This is a genomic window from Streptomyces sp. NBC_00247, from assembly GCF_036188265.1.
Lineage (GTDB): Bacteria > Actinomycetota > Actinomycetes > Streptomycetales > Streptomycetaceae > Streptomyces.
The window spans coordinates 878058-897483 of the sequence record NZ_CP108093.1 but is presented as its reverse complement, the minus strand read 5'-3'; the positions used below and the strand labels follow the sequence as shown (position 1 = coordinate 897483).

13 protein-coding genes are annotated in these 19426 nt (G+C 73.1%); 6 read left to right on the top strand and 7 right to left on the bottom strand.

The window, feature by feature from the left end; translation table 11 throughout:
- Positions 1-7 precede the first annotated feature (7 nt).
- Together OHT52_RS03550 and OHT52_RS03545 are read right to left on the bottom strand one after the other, a co-directional pair.
- A complete protein-coding gene (locus OHT52_RS03550) occupies positions 8-1102 on the bottom strand; it encodes a DUF2637 domain-containing protein (RefSeq protein WP_328718644.1) in 1095 nt (364 codons plus the stop codon).
- Between the two features lie 194 nt (positions 1103-1296).
- Positions 1297-2151 carry a (2Fe-2S)-binding protein gene (locus OHT52_RS03545; RefSeq protein WP_328718643.1) on the bottom strand — a complete coding sequence of 285 codons (855 nt, stop codon included), beginning with the start codon at positions 2149-2151 and terminating at the stop codon, positions 1297-1299.
- A 153-nt stretch (positions 2152-2304) separates the two neighbouring features.
- Here OHT52_RS03545 and OHT52_RS03540 point away from each other — a divergent pair, with 153 nt between their 5' ends.
- Complete coding sequence (locus OHT52_RS03540; protein WP_328718642.1) at positions 2305-3096, top strand: GntR family transcriptional regulator; 792 nt, start codon at positions 2305-2307, stop codon at positions 3094-3096.
- A 118-nt stretch (positions 3097-3214) separates the two neighbouring features.
- Here OHT52_RS03540 and OHT52_RS03535 read toward each other — a convergent pair whose 3' ends face one another.
- The gene (locus tag OHT52_RS03535; RefSeq protein WP_328718641.1) at positions 3215-4000 is read right to left on the bottom strand and encodes a hypothetical protein; all 786 of its coding nucleotides are present in this window, start codon (positions 3998-4000) and stop codon (positions 3215-3217) included.
- A 173-nt stretch (positions 4001-4173) separates the two neighbouring features.
- Positions 4174-5916 (bottom strand): PucR family transcriptional regulator, encoded by a 1743-nt coding sequence (locus OHT52_RS03530; RefSeq protein WP_328718640.1) that lies wholly within the window; start codon positions 5914-5916, stop codon positions 4174-4176.
- A 299-nt stretch (positions 5917-6215) separates the two neighbouring features.
- On the opposite strand from OHT52_RS03530, the gene OHT52_RS03525 reads away from it, so the two are divergent.
- From OHT52_RS03525 to OHT52_RS03505, 5 genes are all read left to right on the top strand, one after another.
- A complete protein-coding gene (locus tag OHT52_RS03525) occupies positions 6216-7103 on the top strand; it encodes an FAD binding domain-containing protein (RefSeq protein ID WP_328718639.1) in 888 nt (295 codons plus the stop codon).
- Between the two features lie 2 nt (positions 7104-7105).
- Positions 7106-7693 carry a (2Fe-2S)-binding protein gene (locus OHT52_RS03520; RefSeq protein ID WP_328718638.1) on the top strand — a complete coding sequence of 196 codons (588 nt, stop codon included), beginning with the start codon at positions 7106-7108 and terminating at the stop codon, positions 7691-7693.
- Entirely contained in the window at positions 7690-10095 is a 2406-nt protein-coding gene (locus tag OHT52_RS03515; RefSeq protein ID WP_328718637.1) for a xanthine dehydrogenase family protein molybdopterin-binding subunit, read from the top strand. The genes OHT52_RS03520 and OHT52_RS03515 overlap by 4 nt, the downstream gene beginning before the upstream one ends.
- 54 nt (positions 10096-10149) lie before the next feature.
- Positions 10150-11343 carry an XdhC family protein gene (locus OHT52_RS03510; protein WP_328718636.1) on the top strand — a complete coding sequence of 398 codons (1194 nt, stop codon included), beginning with the start codon at positions 10150-10152 and terminating at the stop codon, positions 11341-11343.
- Between the two features lie 137 nt (positions 11344-11480).
- Positions 11481-15197 carry a S8 family serine peptidase gene (locus tag OHT52_RS03505; protein WP_328718635.1) on the top strand — a complete coding sequence of 1239 codons (3717 nt, stop codon included), beginning with the start codon at positions 11481-11483 and terminating at the stop codon, positions 15195-15197.
- A gap of 91 nt (positions 15198-15288) precedes the next feature.
- Here the strand turns inward: OHT52_RS03505 and OHT52_RS03500 are convergent, their stop codons facing one another.
- The 3 genes from OHT52_RS03500 to OHT52_RS03490 form a co-directional block, all read right to left on the bottom strand.
- On the bottom strand, positions 15289-16560 hold the full coding sequence (locus OHT52_RS03500; protein ID WP_328718634.1) for an MFS transporter: 1272 nt from the start codon (positions 16558-16560) through the stop codon (positions 15289-15291).
- 286 nt (positions 16561-16846) lie between these two features.
- Positions 16847-18409 (bottom strand): peptidoglycan-binding protein, encoded by a 1563-nt coding sequence (locus tag OHT52_RS03495; RefSeq protein ID WP_328718633.1) that lies wholly within the window; start codon positions 18407-18409, stop codon positions 16847-16849.
- 221 nt (positions 18410-18630) lie between these two features.
- Positions 18631-19362, bottom strand: a complete 732-nt coding sequence (locus OHT52_RS03490) for a nitroreductase family protein (RefSeq protein ID WP_328718632.1) — start codon at positions 19360-19362, stop codon at positions 18631-18633.
- Positions 19363-19426: the final 64 nt, after the last annotated feature.

Below are 19426 nucleotides of genomic sequence, written 5' to 3'. Positions count from 1 at the left end.
GGTGTGCTCAGCCGAACTGCTGCTCAAGATCCTTGAGTTTGCGCTCCAGGGAATCGAGGCGCGGCAGAGCCTGGGTGTCGTCCTCGGCGGTGAGGTCGACCAGCGGCTCGCCGCCGGGACCCGGCGTGCCGTTCTTCGGGCCGGAGTCGCCCGTCGTCCGCTGCGAACCGCTGACGGCCTGCAACGGTGGCCGGGGCCGCAGCGGCAGTTGGCCCGGTTCCGTCGTGGCGGATTCCACGACGGGCAGCTCCGGGACCGGCGCGGGGGGCAGGGCCGGAGCCTCCACCTGGCGGCCGTTCCGGCCCCTGTTCCAGGCGCGGTTCTGCCGGTTGAGGGCCTTGATGTGGGCCCGGTCCAGCTTCTCCTGGCCCCGCCTGCGCAGGCGGTCCTGCTCCTGCTCGCGGCGGTCCTCGCGCACCTCGTCGACCGCCTCGTCCAGGGTGCGTACGCCTTCGAGGAGCATCAACGACCAGGCGTCGAAGGTCTCCCGGGGGGCGCGCAGCCAGCGGACGATCCTGATCTGCGGCAACGGCCTCGGAACCAGGCCCTGTTCGCGGAGTGCGGCCCTGCGGGTCTGCTTCAGCGCGCGGTCGAAGAGCACGGCCGCCGAGAGCGACATCCCCGCGAAGAACTGCGGCGCGCCCGCGTGGTCGAGGCCGCGCGGTGCGTGGACCCAGTTGAACCAGGCAGCCGCCCCGGCGAACGTCCATACCAGCAGCCGCGATCCGAGCGCCGCGTCTCCGTGGCTCGCCTCCCGCACGGCCAGCACGGAACAGAACATGGCCGCACCGTCGAGACCGAACGGGACGAGGTACTCCCAGCCTCCGCCGAGACCGAGGTTCTGCTGGCCGAAGCCGACGAGGCCGTGGAAGGACAGTGCGGCGGCGACGGCCGCGCAGCAGAACAGCAGGAGGTAGGAGGCGGTCGCGTAGAGCGCTTCCTTGCGCCTGCGGCGGTCCTCGCTGCGTTCCCAGGTGTCGTCGGCAGAGGCTTTGCCGGCCGCACGCTTACCGCGTGCGACCACCGTCACCGCCGCCGTGACTCCCACGAGCAGTACGGCGCCCGGAAGCAGCCAGTCGAGCGACATGTCGGTCAGTCTCATGCGCGGTTCCTCGGGTCACGTAGGGCGTTTTCGGACGCCATCGTGACGGAACTTCCGCCCGTCCCAAGCCGATTCGGGGCAAGAGCACGCCTTCGGGGGGCCCGGAACGCACAAGTGACCCCATTTTGGTCGAACTGCCGCACGATATCGGGGAGTTGCATTCGAGAGGGACTCCCTCGTGCGGGTGGTGTCGGTCAGAGGGCCGTGGCGAGCCTCTTCACGCGGTCGCTGTCGCACGTGCGCGGGCAGGTCACGCAGGTGTCCTCGGGGCGCAGGGTGTAGAAGAGGCAGCAGCTCGCGCGGTCGCGGGTCGGCAGCGACTCGCCGCTCGGGCCGGTCAGCTCGCGGAAGCCGGCCGCTCCGACGTACGGCTTGGTGGCGCCCGGGAGCAGGCGTTCCAGCTCGGTCATCGCCCGGGTCTCCTCGCCCAGCAGGTGGGCGACGTACCAGAGGCCCTCGACGATCTCGTCCGTCGCCATGCCCCACAGCGCCCGCTTCCCGCGCCGCATGCGCGGTCCGAAGCCCTCCAGGACCGGGCCCATGTGGGCGGCGACGGAGGCCAGCACCTCCGCGCGGAGCGCCGCTTCGTCCGGTACGACGCGCGCGTCGGGGTGCGAGGCCGCAGGGTCGTCGGGCAGGCAGGCGAACTCCGGTACACGGACGGCGAAGTGGCCCAGCGCCCGCTGGAACGCCACGTCCTCGACCGGTACCCGCACCACTCTCCGGTGCAGGAACCACGGCAGGGTCACCAGCAGGCAGGCGGGCCAGGCGTACCGGTGGAGCCCGAAGCTGGCCACCACGTCCGGGCGGGCCCGCTGCTGGTAGTCGCGCAGGATCTGCGCCTCGTCCCACTCCAGGAAGGCGTCGACCACCGCGCCGCCCGAGGCGAGCGCGTCGGCGCGCACCCAGCCGGAGCCGGAGGGCAGTGGTGCGGTCCGGTCGAGCACGTCGGTGCGCAGCCCGGGGAAGACCTCGGCGAGGCGCGCGTACGCGGAGGCCACCGGGGAGGCCGGTGTGGCGGCGCCTGCGGGCGCCGTGGGAACGGTCATGCGGGACCACCGAATCGCGAGCGCTGACAGGCAAGGCTTACCTTACCCGACGTGATCGACGTGTGAACCTCGGGCCCCTGCGCCTATCGTGCACGGGTGGCGCCGTCCGAGCGGGACGACGCGGTCGGGGCGGGACGGGTACGAGGAGGACCGGTGGAGCAGGGCAGAACGCGGCAGGACGCGCCGGCGTACTCCGCCGCGTACCCGGCGGAGCGTGCCGGGGCTTGTGGAGCCGGTACGGACCCCCGGGTGCCCGCGCAGGCGGGACGCGGCTCGGCGCGGGGCGACCACACCCACGGCGAGGCCGCCGCGCCCCCGCCCGTCCACCGGTATTCCGTACGCGGGCAGATCCTGGACGCCCTGCGCGACGCCCTGGCCGCGGGGGAACTCGTCCCGGGGCACGTGTACTCCGCCCCCGCGCTCGGCGCGAGCTTCGGGGTGTCCGCCACCCCGGTGCGCGAGGCGATGCAGCGGCTGGCCGCCGAGGGGGCGGTGGAGGTCGTGCCGAACCGGGGATTCCGCATCATCGAGCGCGGCCCGCGCGAACTGGCCGAGCTGGCCGAGGTCCGCGCGCTGATGGAGGCTCCCGTCGTGCTGCGACTCGCCCGGACCGTGCCGGCCTGCCGCTGGGCGACGCTGCGCCCGCTGGCGGAGGCCACGGTCGCGGCGGCGGCGACCGGCGACCGCTCGGCCTACACGGAGAGCGACCGCGTCTTCCACCGGGCGCTGCTCGGGTTCGCCCAGAACGTCCAACTGGTGGCCCTCGCCGACGACCTCCACCGCCGCTGCCCCGGGCCGCTTCCGGGAGCCGTGCCGGGCCGGCCCGCGAGCCTGCGGGCCGACGCGGCGCAGCACACCGCGCTGCTGGACGCGCTGGGCGACCGTGACCTGACGGCCGTGCGGGCCCTGGTGGCGGAGCACTACCGGAGCCCGGCGGACGCCTGAGAGCCTCTCGGCCGTGTCCGGCCATTCCCGCCGGGCGCGCATGGCCGGACACGGACTGCGGCGGCCTCCGGCACGGGCCGCACGCGTGCGCCCGGGGCCGGGCGCACGCGGACGGGGCTCAGTTCGCCGCGGCGACCTGCGGCTCCGGCGGCTCGTCGAGCAGCGGGGCGAGCCAGGTGGGTACACCGCCCAGCAGTCGGAAGAGGCGGCCCGCCTCGGCGCGCAGCCGGGTGGCCACCGGCTCCGTCTCGGTCTCGGCGAGGGAGATCAGCGCGGGTGCCGTGCCGACGAGATAGCCCAGTTCCTCCCGTATCCGCAGCGACTCCGCGAACCCGTGGCGTGCCTGCGGCAGGTCCCCCTCGCTCAGGGCCAGGGAAGCCAGGTGGCGCCAGGTGAAGGAGAGCAATAACGCGTCCCCCCGGGCGGTGGCGCCCGCGTGCGCGCGGCGGAAGGCGGTCCGCGCGGAATCGGGCGCGCCGGCGATGTTCTGCGCGATCAGCCCGCGCCGGAAGTCCAGCAGGGGCCGGCCCGGCGCGTCCGGGGCGAGCAGCGCGGCCGCGCGGCTCAGCGCCACGGACGCCTCGTCGGCGCGGTCGCGGATGCCGAGCAGGGTGGACGCGTACGCGAGGTAGCCGCGCTCGCAGGCCGCGGCTCCCCGCTCGGCGTTGTCCTTGGCGAGTGCCTCGGCCGTCCGCAGGGCATCCTCCGCCTCGGTCCAGCCCTCGGTCGTGTAGAGGCAGCGCTCGGTCAGCAGCGTGGTGCGCTGGAGGGCCGCGACCGGGTCGGTCGCGGCGCTCGGGCCGAGCAGGGCTGCGGCGTCCGTCCAGCAGGCGCGGGAGCGCAGCCGCCACACCGCGGTCAGGAGAGGAGGTTCGTCATCGGCTGTCGTTCCGGACCCAGACATGGCGGTGTGCGCCACATTGCCTCCCCGAGCGCGCCATTGAGCTGTTGAGTGTGGGCGCATCTCAGCACGGATCGGCAGCCCGGCCAAGAGGGCGGGCCAGGTTCAGGTGAAAGATTTCACAAACGGGTGTCGGCCTTGTCGCGCCCGGGCGGTGCCCGGCCGGACGAGGAAGGTCAGCTCATGCGCAGGGCGAGGAAGAAATCGAGCTTGTCCTCCAGCCGGGCGAGGTCGCGACCCGTCAACTGCTCGATACGCCCGACGCGGTAGCGCAGCGTGTTGACGTGCAGGTGGAGGCGGGTCGCGCAGCGGGTCCAGGAGCCGTCGCACTCCAGGAACGCCTCCAGCGTCGGGATCAGCTCGGCGCGGTGGCGTGCGTCGTAGCTCCGCAGCGGGTCCAGCAGCCGCGCGGTGAAGGCCCGCCGCACGTCGTCCGGGACGAACGGCAGGAGCAGTACGTGCGAGGCCAGCTCGTCGTGGCCCGCCGCGCAGACCCGGCCCGGGCGGGCCGCCGCGACCCGGCGGGCGTGCCGGGCCTCCTCCAGCGCACCGTGCAGCCCCTCGGCCGAGTGGACGGCCGCGCTGACACCCAGCGTGAGCCGGCCGTCGTCCGCGAGTCCCGCCGAGAGCGGCTCGCGCACCGCGTCCAGCAGGGTGCTCGCGCGCAGAACGGGGCCCGCTCCGTGGACGGAGCCGTCGTGCTCCGGCCCCTCGCCGGGTGCCTGCCCGGCCGGGGCGACCGCGGGCAGCGGTACGAGCGCGATGGCCTCGTCCTCCGTGTACGCCACCGCTATCCGGTCGGCGGAATCCGGCCCGGTGACCGCCGGATCGACCAGGATCTCCTCCAGCAGCGCCTGGGCCACCGGGCCGCCCGCGCGGTCCTGCGCGCCGCTGCGGGCGGGGGAGCCGCCGTCCGGGGCCGCCTCCCACTCCACCCGTGCCACCACGACCTGCCAGTGCGGCGCGGTACCGAGGCCGGGCAGCAGCACCGGCGCCGCCACCCGCAGCCGGGCCGCGATCTCGGCCGGGGCGGCGCCGGTCTGCACGAGCTCCAGCACCTCCTGGGCCAGCCGCCGCCGCACCGTGCGCGCGGCGTCGCGCCGGTCGCGCTCGACGGCGATCAGCTGGGTGACCCCCTGGAGCAGGTCCAGCCGGGCCTCGGGCCAGTCGCCCGGGTCGGCCTCCACCGCCAGGAGCCACTCCGAGAGGGCGGACCCGCGTGAGTCCTGCGGGGCGGGCACGGCGCTCCGGCCGGTGTTCCGGATCGGGAAGAGCGCGTACGTGGTGCCGTCCACCGAGGTCGCGTGCGGACCCCGGCGACCGGTCCTGGCCGCCGCCAGGTGACGGCCCGCGAGAGCCGTCGCGACCGGGCCGGGCAGCGGCTTCCCTGCGTCGGCGATCCGGCGTCCGGTGGGCGAGAGCACCCACGCCGACAGGGACAGATCCCCGGCGAGCAGGTCCAGCACGACCTCGGGACCGCCGCCCGCCGGGCCGGAGGTCATCAGCCTGCGGTGCCGGTCCACGACGGCGGCCAGATCCCCGGCGCGCTCGCCCGACACCTGCCGTACGACGTGTTCGGTGATCGTCGCGAAGGCAACCGTCTCGTTCACCGCGAAGAGCGGCACGCGGTGACGCAGACAGGCCTCGACCAGGTCGCCGGGTATGGGACCGAGCTCCGCCTCGCCCGCCGCCAGCGCGCTGACCCCGGCCTGGGCGAGTATCCGTACGAAGGGCTCGGAGTCCGCCGCGTCACGGCGCCAGGCCAGTCCGGTGAGCACGAGCTCGCCGCCGGAGAGGTAGCGGCTCGGGTCGCGCAGGTCCGTCGTCATGACGCCCCGGACCGGACGGTCCAGCTCGTCCTCGCCGCCGAGCAGCCGCAGCCCCAGCGCGTCCGTGTCCAGCAGTGCGCGCAGCCGCATCTCGTTGCCGCCGATCTGTTTTTCCGTAGGTCCAGGGCCCCGGTGAAGGTCCAGGAGTCTTGTGATGGTCCAGGAGTCCTGTGAATTGCGGTGAGGTTTCCGACCCCCACCATTCGTTCGAATCTACAAGACGAGCGAGGAGACCAGCCAACTCCTTCATTGTTTCGGTGACTGCACCGGTTGGAGCACGGCTTGTGTACTGGAGGCCACCCTGCGTCAACAACTGATGAAGAGCGACCGCTCCCCGGCCCCACGCGGGCCCCTCCACCCTGCGCAGCCCATCGAGAAGAGAGCCACTCATGGACTTCCTTCGGCCCGCCGCCTGGGAGGACGCGCTCGCCGCCAAGGCCGAGCACCCGGCGGCCGTGCCCCTGGCGGGCGGCACGGACGTCATGGTCGAGATCAACTTCGACCACCGCCGCCCGGACCACCTCCTCGACCTGAGCCGGATCGGCGAGCTCCACCAGTGGGAGGTCGGCGAGCGGACCGTACGCCTCGGCGCCTCGGTGCCGTACAGCGCGATCATGGAACACCTGCGGTCCGAGCTGCCCGGACTGGCCCTCGCCGCGCACACCGTCGCCTCCCCCCAGATCCGCAACCGGGGCGGCGTCGGCGGCAACCTCGGCACCGCCTCACCCGCCGGGGACGCCCACCCGGCGCTGCTCGCCGCGGGCGCGGAGGTCGAGGCGGTGTCGGTGCGCGGCACCCGGATGATCCCGATCGACGCGTTCTACACCGGCGTCAAACGGAACGCCCTCGCCCCCGACGAACTCATCCGCGCCGTGCACGTCGCGAAGGCGGACGGCCCCCAGCAGTTCTCCAAGGTCGGCACCCGCAACGCCATGGTCATCGCCGTCTGCGCCTTCTCGATCGCCCTGCACCCCCGGACCCGTACGGTGCGCACCGGCATCGGCTCCGCCGCGCCCACCCCGGTCCGCGCCACCGCCGCCGAGGAGTTCCTGAACGCCGCGCTCGACGAAGGCGGCTTCTGGGAGAGCGGCGACATCATCACCCCCTCCCTCGCCCGCGAATTCGCCGGCCTCGCCTCGGGAGCCTGCAACCCGATCGACGACGTCCGCGGCACCGCCCGCTACCGCCGGCACGCGGTCGGCGTCCTCGCCCGCCGCACCCTCGGCTGGACCTGGGAGCAGTACCGCACCGGCCGCACCCTCGAAGGAGCCCGCTGACCATGCGCGTCCACTTCACCGTCAACGGCCGGCCACAGCAGGCGGACGACGTCTGGGAGGGTGAGTCCCTCCTGTACGTCCTGCGCGAACGCATGGGCCTGCCCGGCTCCAAGAACGCCTGCGAACAGGGCGAGTGCGGCTCCTGCACCGTCCGCCTCGACGGAGTGCCCGTCTGCGCCTGCCTGGTCGCCGCCGGACAGGCCGAGGGCCGCGAGGTCACCACCGTCGAAGGACTCGCCGACTACGCCCGCCACCGCGCCGACGCCCACCCCGGCAGCGGCTGCGCGGCCCGGGGCTGCGGCACCGGCCTCGACGAGGCCCGCGCGTGGCAGGCCGCGCCAGGACCCGACGGGCCCCCGCTCTCCCCGGTCCAGCAGGCATTCATCGACGCCGGAGCCGTGCAGTGCGGCTTCTGCACCCCCGGGCTCCTGGTCGCCGCCGACGAACTGCTCGAACAGCGACCCTCCCCGTCCGACCAGGACATCCGCGAGGCGCTCTCCGGCAACCTCTGCCGCTGCACCGGCTACGAGAAGATCCTCGACGCGGTACGCCTCGCCGCCGCCCGCACCAAAGCGGCGGTCCGGCCATGACGAAGACGACCACCGGCACCCCGGTCGGCCTCACCCAGGGCTCACCCACCCGGGGCGGGATCGGCGAGTCCACCCTCCGCCCCGACGGCACCCTCAAGGTCACGGGGGAGTTCGCCTACTCCTCCGACATGTGGCACGAGGACATGCTCTGGGGCCACACCCTGCGCTCCACCACCGCGCACGCCGAGATCCGCTCCATCGACGTCGCGGAGGCGCTCGCCACCCCCGGCGTGTACGCGGTCCTCACCCACGACGACCTGCCCACCGCCGTGAAGAACTACGGCCTGGAGATCAAGGACACCCCCGCCCTCGCCCACGGCCGGGTCCGCCACCACGGCGAACCGGTCGCCCTGGTCGCCGCCGATCACCCCGAGACAGCCCGCCGCGCCGCCGCCAAGATCCGCGTCGACTACGCCGAACTGCCCGTCGTCACCGACGAGGCGTCCGCCACCGCACCCGACGCCGTCCTGCTCCACGAGGGCCGCGACGACCACCACAGTGCCCACGTCCCGCACCCCAACGTGGTGCACCGCCAGCCGGTCGTGCGCGGCGACGCGGCGGCGGCAGCGGCCCGCGCGGACGTGATCGTCCGCGGCAGTTACGTCTTCGGCATGCAGGACCAGGCCTTCCTCGGCCCCGAGTCCGGACTCGCCGTACCCGCCGAGGACGGCGGCGTGGACCTCTACGTCGCCACCCAGTGGCTGCACTCCGACCGGGGGCAGATGGCACCCGTCCTGGGCCTCCCGGAGGAGAAGATCCGGATGACGCTGTCCGGAGTCGGCGGCGCCTTCGGAGGCCGCGAGGACCTGTCCATGCAGATCCACGCCTGCCTGCTCGCGCTGCGCACCGGCAAGCCCGTCAAGATGGTCTACAACCGCTTCGAGTCCTTCTTCGGACACGTCCACCGCCACCCCGCCAGGCTCACCTACGAACACGGCGCGACGCGCGACGGCAAGCTGACCCACGTGAAGTGCCGCATCGTGCTGGACGGCGGCGCCTACGCCTCGTCCTCCCCGGCCGTCGTCGGCAACGCCGCCTCGCTCTCGGTGGGACCGTACGCCGTGGACGACGTCGACATCGAGGCGATCGCCCTCTACACCAACAACCCTCCCTGCGGGGCGATGCGCGGCTTCGGAGCCGTTCAGGCCTGCTTCGCGTACGAGGCGCAGATGGACAAGCTCGCGGCCGAACTCGGGCTCCACCCGGTCGAGTTCCGCCGGATCAACGCGATGGAGCAGGGCACCCTGCTGCCCACCGGGCAGCCCTGCGACTCGCCCGCACCCGTCGCCGAACTCCTGCGCCGCGTCAAGTCCCGCCCGTTGCCGCCCGAACGGCAGTGGCTCGTCGCGGGCCCGGCGTCGGGCGCCGGTCCGGTCGACCTGCGCGCACTGCCCGGAGGCCTCTCCAACACCACGCACGGCGAGGGCGTCGTACGGGGCGTGGGGTACGCGGTCGGCCTGAAGAACGTCGGCTTCTCCGAGGGCTTCGACGACTACTCCACCGCCCGGGTCCGGATGGAGGTCATCAACGGCGAGGCCGTCGCGACCGTGCACACCGCGATGGCGGAGGTCGGACAGGGCGGCGTCACCGTGCACGCCCAGATCGCGCGCACCGAACTCGGCGTCGGCCAGGTCACCGTCCAGCCCGCCGACACCCGGGTCGGCTCGGCCGGCTCCACCTCCGCCTCCCGCCAGACGTACGTCACCGGGGGCGCGGTCAAGAACAGCTGCGAGGCCGTCCGGGAGCGCGTGCTGGAACTGGGGCGTGCCAAGTTCGGTACGTACCACCCCGCTTGGGCCACCGCCGAACTGCTCCTGGAAGACGGCAAGGTCGTCACCGACGGCGGCGAGGCCCTCGCCGGCCTCGCCGACGTCCTGGGGGACGAGGTGGTCGAGGTGGAGCTGGAGTGGCGCCACCGCCCCACCGAACCGTTCGACCTCCGCACCGGCCAGGGCAACGGCCACGTGCAGTACTCCTTCGCCGCCCACCGCGCCGTCGTGGAGGTGGACACCGAACTGGGACTCGTGAAGGTGGTCGAACTCGCCTGCGCCCAGGACGTCGGCAAGGCACTCAACCCGCTCGCCGTCGCCGGACAGATCCAGGGCGGCACCACCCAGGGGCTCGGCGTCGCCGTGATGGAGGAGATCCTCGTCGACCCGAAGACCGCCAGGGTCCGCAACCCGTCCTTCACCGACTACCTGATCCCGACCATCCTCGACACGCCGCCCATCCCCCTCGACGTGCTCGAACTCGCCGACCACAACGCCCCGTACGGTCTCCGGGGCGTCGGCGAGGCCCCCACCCTCTCGGCCACCCCCGCCGTCCTCGCCGCGATCCGGGCGGCGACCGGCCTCGAACTCAACCGCACCCCGGTGCGCCCCGAGCACCTCACCGGTACCTGACCGGTTTCCCGGCGCGACGACCCCTGTTCCGACGCCGCAAGAGAGGAGAGAAGCATGCTGGACATCGCCGCCGAACTGCACCGATGGACCGTGCAGGGAAGGGACTTCGCCGTCGCCACGGTCGTCCGGGTCACCGGGAGCGCACCTCGACAGCCGGGCGCCGCCCTCGCCGTCGACCGGGCCGGTGAGGCGGTCGGCTCGGTCTCGGGCGGCTGCGTGGAGGGCGCGGTGTACGAACTGTGCCGTCAGGCCCTGGACGACGGGATCACCGTGCGCGAGCGGTTCGGCTACAGCGACGACGACGCCTTCGCGGTCGGCCTCACCTGCGGCGGGACCATCGAGGTGCTGGTCACCCCGGTCCGGGCCGGCGACGCCGTCCTGCCGGTCGTGGCGTCGGCGCTCGCGGCATCGGCGGCCGGGCTGTCCACCGCGCTCGCCCGGGTCGTCGCGGGCCCCCCCGAATTCCTCGGGCGGGCCGTGGCGGTGCCGACGAGTGACCTCGCTGAGGGGCAGGGTGATGGGCAATCAGAATCCACGGATGCCTTCGAGCGGGCGGTCGTCGAGGAAGCGCGGGCGATGCTGGCTTGCGGACGAACCGGCCCGGTCACCGTCGGGACGGACGGCTCGCGGTGCGGGCCGCCCGTCGTCCTGTTCGTCGAGTCGAGCGTGCCGCCACCCCGCATGATCGTCTTCGGGGCCGTCGACTTCGCCTCCGCCCTGACCCGCGCGGCGACGTTCCTCGGCTACCGGGTCACCGTCTGTGACGCCCGGCCCGTCTTCGCCACGGCCGCCCGCTTTCCCGAGGCGGACGAGATCGTTGTCGACTGGCCGCACCGCTATCTCGCCACCGCCGAGGTCGACGCGCGTACCGTCCTCTGCGTCCTCACCCACGACCCCAAGTTCGACGTACCGCTGCTGAAGGCCGCGTTGCGGCTTCCGGTCGGGTACGTCGGCGCCATGGGGTCGCGGCGCACGCACCGGGACCGGGAGGCGGCACTGCGCGAAGAGGGGCTCACTGAGGGCGAGTTGGGGATGCTGCACTCGCCGATCGGGCTGGACCTCGGGGCCCGCACGCCGGAGGAGACCGCCCTCTCGATCATGGCGGAGATCGTCGCCGAGCGGCACGGCGGCAGCGGTGCGCGGCTCACCGGCGCCCACACCCCGATCCACCACGGGTCCGCACACTCGCCACGCGTCCCAGTCATGGACTTCGCCGCCATGAACGTGTTTGCCGTGCCTGGCGGTTAGTCGCCACGGCGGCTTCCTGCCATTGCGAAACCGCATGGCAGCCCGCCATTTGCCGGTAGATCAACACCATGACATTTTCAGCCTCCTCCGTTTCCGGCCGGGCGAGACCCGCTCGTCAGGGACGCACGCTCCTCCTCATGGCGACCTCCGTCGCGCTCGTGAGCGGTGTCGTGCTTCCTGCCGCCGGTTCCGCTTCGGCATCCCCCCGCTCGGCGAACCCCCAGCCCTCGACCGCGCACCCCCGGCAGGCGGCCGAACCGCAGAGCCACGACATCACCCTCGTCACCGGCGACGTGGTGCACTACGTCCAGGGCGTCGGAGCCGGCGACGAGGGCACGGTCACCGTCGACCGCCCGGACGGCGCGACCGGCGGCGTCCACGTGCAGCAGGCCGGTGACGACCTCTACGTCCTGCCCGACGAGGCCACCTCCCTCCTCGCCGCGGGCAAGCTCGACCGCAGGCTCTTCAACATCTCCGCACTGATCGCCATGGGGTACGACGACGAGGGGACCGGCGGAATCCCGCTGATCGCCACCTACCCGCAGTCCGTGGCGCGTTCGCTGCCCGTCGCGCCGGACGGCGCCAGGAAGACGCGCACCCTGGAGTCGATCCACGGAGCGGCACTCACCGCCGACAAGGCGGACGCCCGCACTTTCTGGGACGACATATCCGGTTCACAGACGGCCCGTTCGCTGGACGCCGGCATCTCCAAGCTCTGGCTCGACGGCCGTTCGACGGCCCAGCTGTCCGAATCGGTGCCGCAGATCAACGCCCCCGCCGCCTGGGCGGAGGGGTACGACGGCACAGGCATCAAGGTCGCGGTCCTGGACACCGGTATCGACGCCGACCACCCGGACGTCAAGGACCGCGTCCTGGAGTCGAAGAGCTTCGTCCCCGGCGAGGAGGTGGACGACAAGAACGGCCACGGCACCCACGTGGCCTCGACCGTCGCCGGCTCCGGCGCGGCGTCGGGCGGGCTGAACAAGGGCGTCGCCCCCGGCGCCGGACTGCTGATCGGCAAGGTGCTCGGCGACAGTGGCGAGGGCGCCGACTCCGGCATCATCGAGGCGATGGAGTGGGCGAAGGCCGAAGGCGCCGACGTCGTCTCCATGAGCCTCGGCGCCCCGGTGCCGGACGACGGCAGCGACCCGATGGCCCAGGCGGTCAACGCTCTCTCGGCGGACGGCGGTCCCCTCTTCGTCATCGCGGCCGGCAACTCCTACGGCGCCGGTACCATCAGCGCCCCCGGCTCCGCCGCCGAGGCGCTCACCGTCGCCGCCGTCGACAAGCAGGACAACCGCGCGGACTTCTCCTCCATGGGCCCGCTGATCAACACCCACGGCCTGAAGCCGGACCTCTCCGCCCCGGGCGTCGGCATCAACGCGGCGGCCTCCCAGTCGGTCCCCGGCATGGAGGGCATGTACCAGTCGATGGACGGTACGTCGATGGCAACCCCGCACGTCGCCGGTGCCGCCGCCATCCTCAAGCAGCGCCACCCCGACTGGTCCGGCAGCCGGCTCAAGGACGCGCTGATGAGCTCGTCCAGGCAACTCGACGCGTACACCCCGTACGAGCAGGGCACCGGACGCGTCGACGTCAAGGCGGCGGTCGACACCACGATCGTTGCCACCGGCTCCGTCGAGGTCGCCGACTACGCCTGGCCGCACGACGCCTTTGACGAGGTGGCCCGGCGGACCCTCACGTACACCAACACCGGCAAGCAGGACGTCACCCTGCACCTGGCGACCGACGTGGACGCCGCGGCGTACACCCTGTCCGCCCCGGAGCTGACCGTCCCGGCCGGGTCCACCGCCGAAGCGGTGCTCTCGATCGACCCGTCCAAGGTCGACGCGGGCACCCTCTTCTCGGGACAGGTCCTCGCCACCGACGCGACCGGCGCGACCGTCGCCCACACGGGCTTCGCCGTCAGCAAGGAGGAGGAGCGTTACGACCTCACCATCCAGCTCCGTGACCGCGCGGGCCGACCGGCCGACGGCCAGGTCGTGTTCGCCGCGCTCGAAGACCCGAACCTGAGCGTCGTGAACGTCTCCGGCTCCACCACACTGCGGCTCCCGCCGGGCAACTACACGGCCTGGACCGCGCTCGACGTCGACGGCGACCGCGCCGACTCCAAGGCGCTCGCCTTCCTCGCCGCACCCGAGACCATCCTCACGGACGGCCCGCGGACCATCACCCTGGACGCGTCGAAGGCCCACAAGATCAGCGCCCGGGCCCCGCAGGAGTCCGAGACCCGCCAACTCCGCTACGACATGGCCAGGACCGCCCCCAGTGGCCTGGTCCAACGTGATCTCTACCAGATCCCGCTGGTCTACGACGAGTTGTGGGCCGCGCCCACCAAGAAGGTCACCCAGGGCTCCTTCAGCTTCCTGACCCGCTGGCGCCTGGGCGAGGAGCAGATCGACGTCACGGCCGACCAGACCGATGTCCCCGTCACCGTGCAGGGCGGCTCCGTCGTCGCCGAGGACCGTGAGCAGAAGCTGAAGTCCGTCTACGCGGGCGACGGAAGCGCCGCCGCCTACAAGGGGCTTGGTGCCAAGGGCAAGGCCGTGGTCATCGACCGCAGCGACGCCGTCGCCCCCGTCGACCGGCTCGCCAACGCCCTCGCCGCGGGAGCGTCGGCCCTCTTCGTCGTCAACGACGGCCGGGGCGTCGCCATGGAGACCTACACCGACTGGGGCACCGAGACCGCCATCCCGGTGGTCGCCGCCCAGAAGCTCGCCGGCCAGGCCCTGATCAAGGCAGCCCAGCGCGGCAAGACGATCAGCGTCGACCAGAAGAAGTTCGCCGACTACGTCTACGACTTCGTCGACCGCCACGACGGCACCATCCCGGACCGCTCCCTGGCGTTCGCCCCGTCGGTCCGCCGGCTGGCCAAGGTGGAGAACACCTTCTACGGTGCCAAGAAGACGCTCGGCGCCGGCTACCGCTACGACATCCCGGACTACGGACCCGGCGTCGGCTTCGAGGAGTACGAGCAGTTCCCGGGCGTCCGCGACGAGTGGGTCACCCCCCTGCCGGGCGACTCCTTCTGGTACGAGAACCACTCCGTCCTCAACGCCGACGCCACCGACACCGCCGCCGAGATGCGCAGCACCGACCTCGACTACACGGCCGGCCACACCTACAAGGACGACTGGTTCGCCCCGGTGACGAGCCCCCGTCTCGGCACCGGCTTCTGGGGCCCGTTCCGTACCTCGTACAACGACATGCAGTTCAACATCAGCGCGTGGACCGACTCGGGCGAGGGCCACTCGGGTTCGATGCCCGCGGACGAGTACGACACCACGAGCTACGCCTTCTACCAGGGTGACACCCTGATCAAGGAGGGCGCGGGCCGGGCCGGTTACGCGTGGGACCTCTCGCCCGAGAAGCTGCCGTACCGACTGGTGCTCGACTCCCGCCGTGACGCCGACACCTGGAAGTCCTCCACCCGCACGCACAGCGAGTGGTCGTTCCTCTCGGGGCAGCTCGACGCGGGCGAGGCCGGCTACGCCCAGGCCGACATCCCCCTGATCCAGCTGGACTTCGACGTCGACACCGACCTCGCCGGTGACGTGAAGGCGGGCAAGAAGGTCGAACTCGGCCTCGGTGCAGGGACGCAGGCCTGGCTGGACGGCGCGGTGAAGGCGACGAGCGCCTCCCTGCAGGTCAGTTACGACGACGGCGCCAAGTGGAGCACCGTCAAGTTGAGCAGGACCGCGTCCGGTCAGTGGGCCGCGACGTTCACCCCGCCGAAGAAGGGGGCCTCCTCGGTCTCCCTCAAGGCGCACGCCGAGGGCCCGGACGGCCTCGCGGTGGACGAGGAGATCATCAGGGCCTTCGGCCTGAAGTGACCTCCGTGCGCTGAGAACCGATGGTGGCCCCGTACCCCCCGTCCGTCCGAGGGGGTGCGGGGCCACCGTGCGCCGCACCGAGGGGGTGCCGTTACGCGGCGGAGACGGTCCTACCGGCGCCCGGTACCCGTCGGCGTGCCCCGCGCGCTCTCGACACGATCACCGCCGCCGACAGGGCGGGTACGGCGGCCAGCGCGAAGCACACCGCCGTCGGCAGCCGGTCCACACCGAGGCCCGCCGCTGCGGCACCCAGTGAACTTCCGGCGTTGAAAGCGGTGTTGGCCCAGGCCCCGGCGCGGGTGCGGGCCTCCTCGTGAACCGCCGCGTCGGCCAGCAGGTACGCCGTCGTGATCACCGGAGAGACGAACAGCCCGGCGACACCGGCGACCGCCACCAGGACGGACACGTGCGGGGAGAGGCCGGCGACGGCCAGCGCCGCGCCGAACGCCCCGGTCAGGACGGCCGCCCTCACGGCGCCGCCCTCCCGCCGGGCCAGCGCGCCGTGGGCGAGGCCGCCGACCGCGCTGCCGGCCGAGAGGGCGGCCAGCACCCAGGCGGCGGCTTGAGGGCGGTCCGGCGCGAAGGCCACGACCAGGAGGTCCAGCGCCCCGAGCCCCAGCCCGACGCCGGCCATGACGGTCACGGCGTGGCGCACGCCCGCCGTCCGCAGCGGTGACGGGCGTCCGGAGCCGCCGCCGACCGCCCCGCCGGTGCCGTCCGCGCGGCCGGACTTTCCGCCCGCGGCGCGGACGGCCTCCCCGGCGCGGACCGCCGGGGAGTACGCGAGTACGAGCGCCCCCGCCACGACGAGGGCGGCGCCGGCGGCCAGACCCGCTGCCGGGACCGCGTGGAGGACGAGGAGCCCGACGAGCAACGGGCCGCTGACGTACAGCAGTTCCTCGGCCACCGCGTCCAGGCTGTACGCCCTGCGCAGGAGGTCGCGGTCGGTCAGGAGCGCGCTCCACAGGGCTCGCATCACCGGCCCCATCGGGGGCATGCAGAAGCCGGCGGCCACCGAGAGCGTCACCAGCCGCCACTCCGGCGCCCCCGGCCGCCAGGTCTCCCTGGCCAGCAGGGCGAGCAGGAGCGCGTAGGCGCCGGCCATCGGCGGAAGGGCCCGGCGGGCTCCGTACCGGTCCAGCAGGGCGGCCCGGGCGGGGGAGAGAACGACCCCGGCGGCCCCGAACAGGGCCCCGGCGAGTCCGGCCGCCGCGTAGGAGCCGGTCGCCCCGGAGACGGCGAGCATCAGGGAGAGCGGAACCGTCCCGTAGGAGAGGCGCCCGAGCAGAGAGGCGACGAAGGCCGTCCGGGCGAGCGGGGTACGGAGAACGGCCCGATAGGAAGGGGGAGAAAGGGAAGACATGGGGGTTCCTCGGAAGGGCGACGCGCGGGCGCGACGCGGGCGTGCGGGGACACCGGAGTGCCGCTGCCACCGAGTGGGAGCGTGCGCGGGGTGGTGTCCGGGACCGTGTCTGACCATTCGCGCCGGATCGGCGGAACGGCCGGACAGGGCCTAAGCACGGGAGAGGAACATGGGCCGCAGCCTACCGAGCCGGTCCGGCCGGGCGGAAGGGCGCGTGCCAGGGCGGGCCGGCACCCGCTCCCGGCCCGCCCGCCCGCGCGTCGCCCGGCCGATCCGGCCGTCCCGGTCAGCCGCCGGCCTGGAGGGCCTCCCAGGTGGCCGTACCGACGATGCCGTCCACCGTGAGTGCGCGGTCGGTCTGGAAGGTGCGTACGGCGGTGGCGGTGCCCGAACCGAACTGGCCGTCGATGGCGACGGTCGAGCCGAGGGCCGCCGTCAGCGACCGCTGGAGGCGCCTGACGTCGTCACCGGTGCTGCCCTGCCGCAGGTCCGGGGTGGTACCGGCCGACAGCAGCGCCGTCCAGGTCTTCGTGCCCACGATGCCGTCCGCGCTGAGTCCGCGGGCCCGCTGGAAGTTCTGGACCGCCGTCTTGGTCTCTGCGCCGAACACCCCGTCCTGCGCTCCGGCTTCGTAACCCTGGGTGTTGAGGAGCTGCTGCACGGCCTTGACCTGGGAGCCGCTGGAGCCGGACTGCTGGGTCGTGTAGGTGGCGAAGCTCAGCGCGTCCGTCGTTCCACCGGTGGTGCCGCCGACCAGCTGCATGTAGGTGGTCCAGTCCCAGTAGGGGCCCGGGTCCGTGTGGTCGTTTCCGGGCGCCTCGCTGTGCCCGATGATGTGCGTCCGGTCCTTCGGGACGCCGTGCCGGTCGCAGAGGTAGCGGGTGAGCGCCGCCGAGGAGCGGTACATCGCGTCCGTGAACCAGCTCGGGTCGTCGATCCAGCCTTCGTGCTCGATGCCCAGGGCCGAGGCGTTGGCGCTCTTGGCGTGGTACGCGGTGTCGCTGTCGCGCACCATCTGGGTGATCTGGCCGTCCGAGGAGCGGATCACGTAGTGGGCGCTGACCACGGCGGCGGGGTCCTGGAACCAGCTGATCGAGCCCGCGTACGAGCCCTGCGTGACGTGGATGACGATCTTGTCGATGTCCGCCGTCCGGCCCACCCGGTAGTTGGTGGTGGCGGCCGGCACCCAGAGCGCCGAGGGGTAGTCCGCCGACCGGGTGCTGACGTCCGGCGGCGCGATCGTGCCCTTCTCCGGGGAGACCGGACGCGAGGTGACGGTGACCTCCTCGCCCTCGGGGGTCCTGCCTCGCAGACCCCCGGCGAGGAAGGAGTAGACGGCGTCCGCGTAGAGCGCGGCGGCCGGCCCGTCGGCGCCGCCGTACCGGGCGACGGCCGGGTACCAGGAGTCGACGTCGAGCCGCTCGTCCCCGTCGAGCCCGAGGGAGTCGGCGTACGAGCGGAGCACCGCGGCGCCGCCGAGGACGTTCGTCGCGGTGTCCTCGCGCAGCCGGGCGGCCGAGGCTCCGGTGAGGGCGGCGGCCTTCTCCAGGGACCGGTTGGTCGGGTTGCTCACCAGGTGCATGACGCCGTAGCCGTTGTCCTGGCTGGGCAGTCCGTGGTGGCCGTCGAAGTGCGTCTCGCCGTAGCCGACCGCCGCGAGCAGGTCGCGGGGTACGCCGTACTCCGCGGCGGCGCGGGCGAAGGCCCGGTTCAGGGAGTTGGCGGCCGGGTCCGGCGCGGCCGACGCCGGGGTCGGCGCTCCCGCCGTCACGACGGCCGCGACGGTGAGGGCCGCCAGGGCGGCGGCGGAGGCGCGACGACGCGATGGGGTCGCGGGGCGTCTGGGCATGTCTGCTCCTGTGTGTGGGGGGAGAGGAGCCCCACGTCCCGGTGGGGGTGGGCGAAGGGCTGCCGAGCGGGCACAGGCTACCCACGTGATGAATGCATGACAACGACGCGGCCGTGCGGCGCGCCGGGTCAACACCTCATCGGCGCAACGGAACTGACGGTTCGTCCGCAGATGGCGGCGCCCGCCACCCGGACGGGTGGCGGGCGCCGGGAAACCGAGTACTACCAGCGGTCCCGGTGCACGACCTCGGCGACCGGGCGACGCCGCACGGGGCCGAAGTTCCCCTTCGGCCACCCCACCGGGACGGCGGCGAAGGTCCGCATCTCCTCGGGGATGCCGAGCGCCTCCTTCCACTCCTCCTCCAGCATCAGGTGCCAGATGGTGACATTGGCCGCGAGACCCAGGCCCCGGGCGGCCAGCAGCAGGTTCTGGACCCCCGGATAGACGCAGGAGCCCTCCGCCAGCGCCTGGAAGCGGTCCTGCGTGGTCATCAGCCGCTCGGTCGCCACCGGCCCCAGCGCCACGGCGGAGGCGATCAGGCCCTCCTCGTCCAGGCGGGGCTCGGGGAACCGGTAACACGGCACGATCAGCGCGGGCGTGTCGGCGAAGTGGTCGCGCTGGTACTCGATGGCCGCGACCATCCGGCCGTACGCCGCCTCGTCCATGCCCTTCGGCGCGTACTTCCCGGTCGTCGCCAGATAGGCGTCCACGCACCGCTTCCACAGCGGCGCCAGATCCGCCATCACCTGCCGGTCGGTGACGACGACGTACTCGTAGGCCTGCATGTTGCCCCCGCTGGGGCCCCACACGGCGGCCTGCACGAGTCGCTCCAGCGTCTCCCAGGGCACCGGCTCCGGCGAAAGCCGCCGCATGGCGCGCATGGTGGACATGGTGGCGAAGAGGGTCGGGTCTTCGGTTGCCGGGACTTCCCGGAGCGGCGATTCCGTCGTCATGATCGCGGAGTCTACGGGTCCAAATGGGGGAACGTGCGGGGGCGTTGGCCGCCCGCCGGAGAGT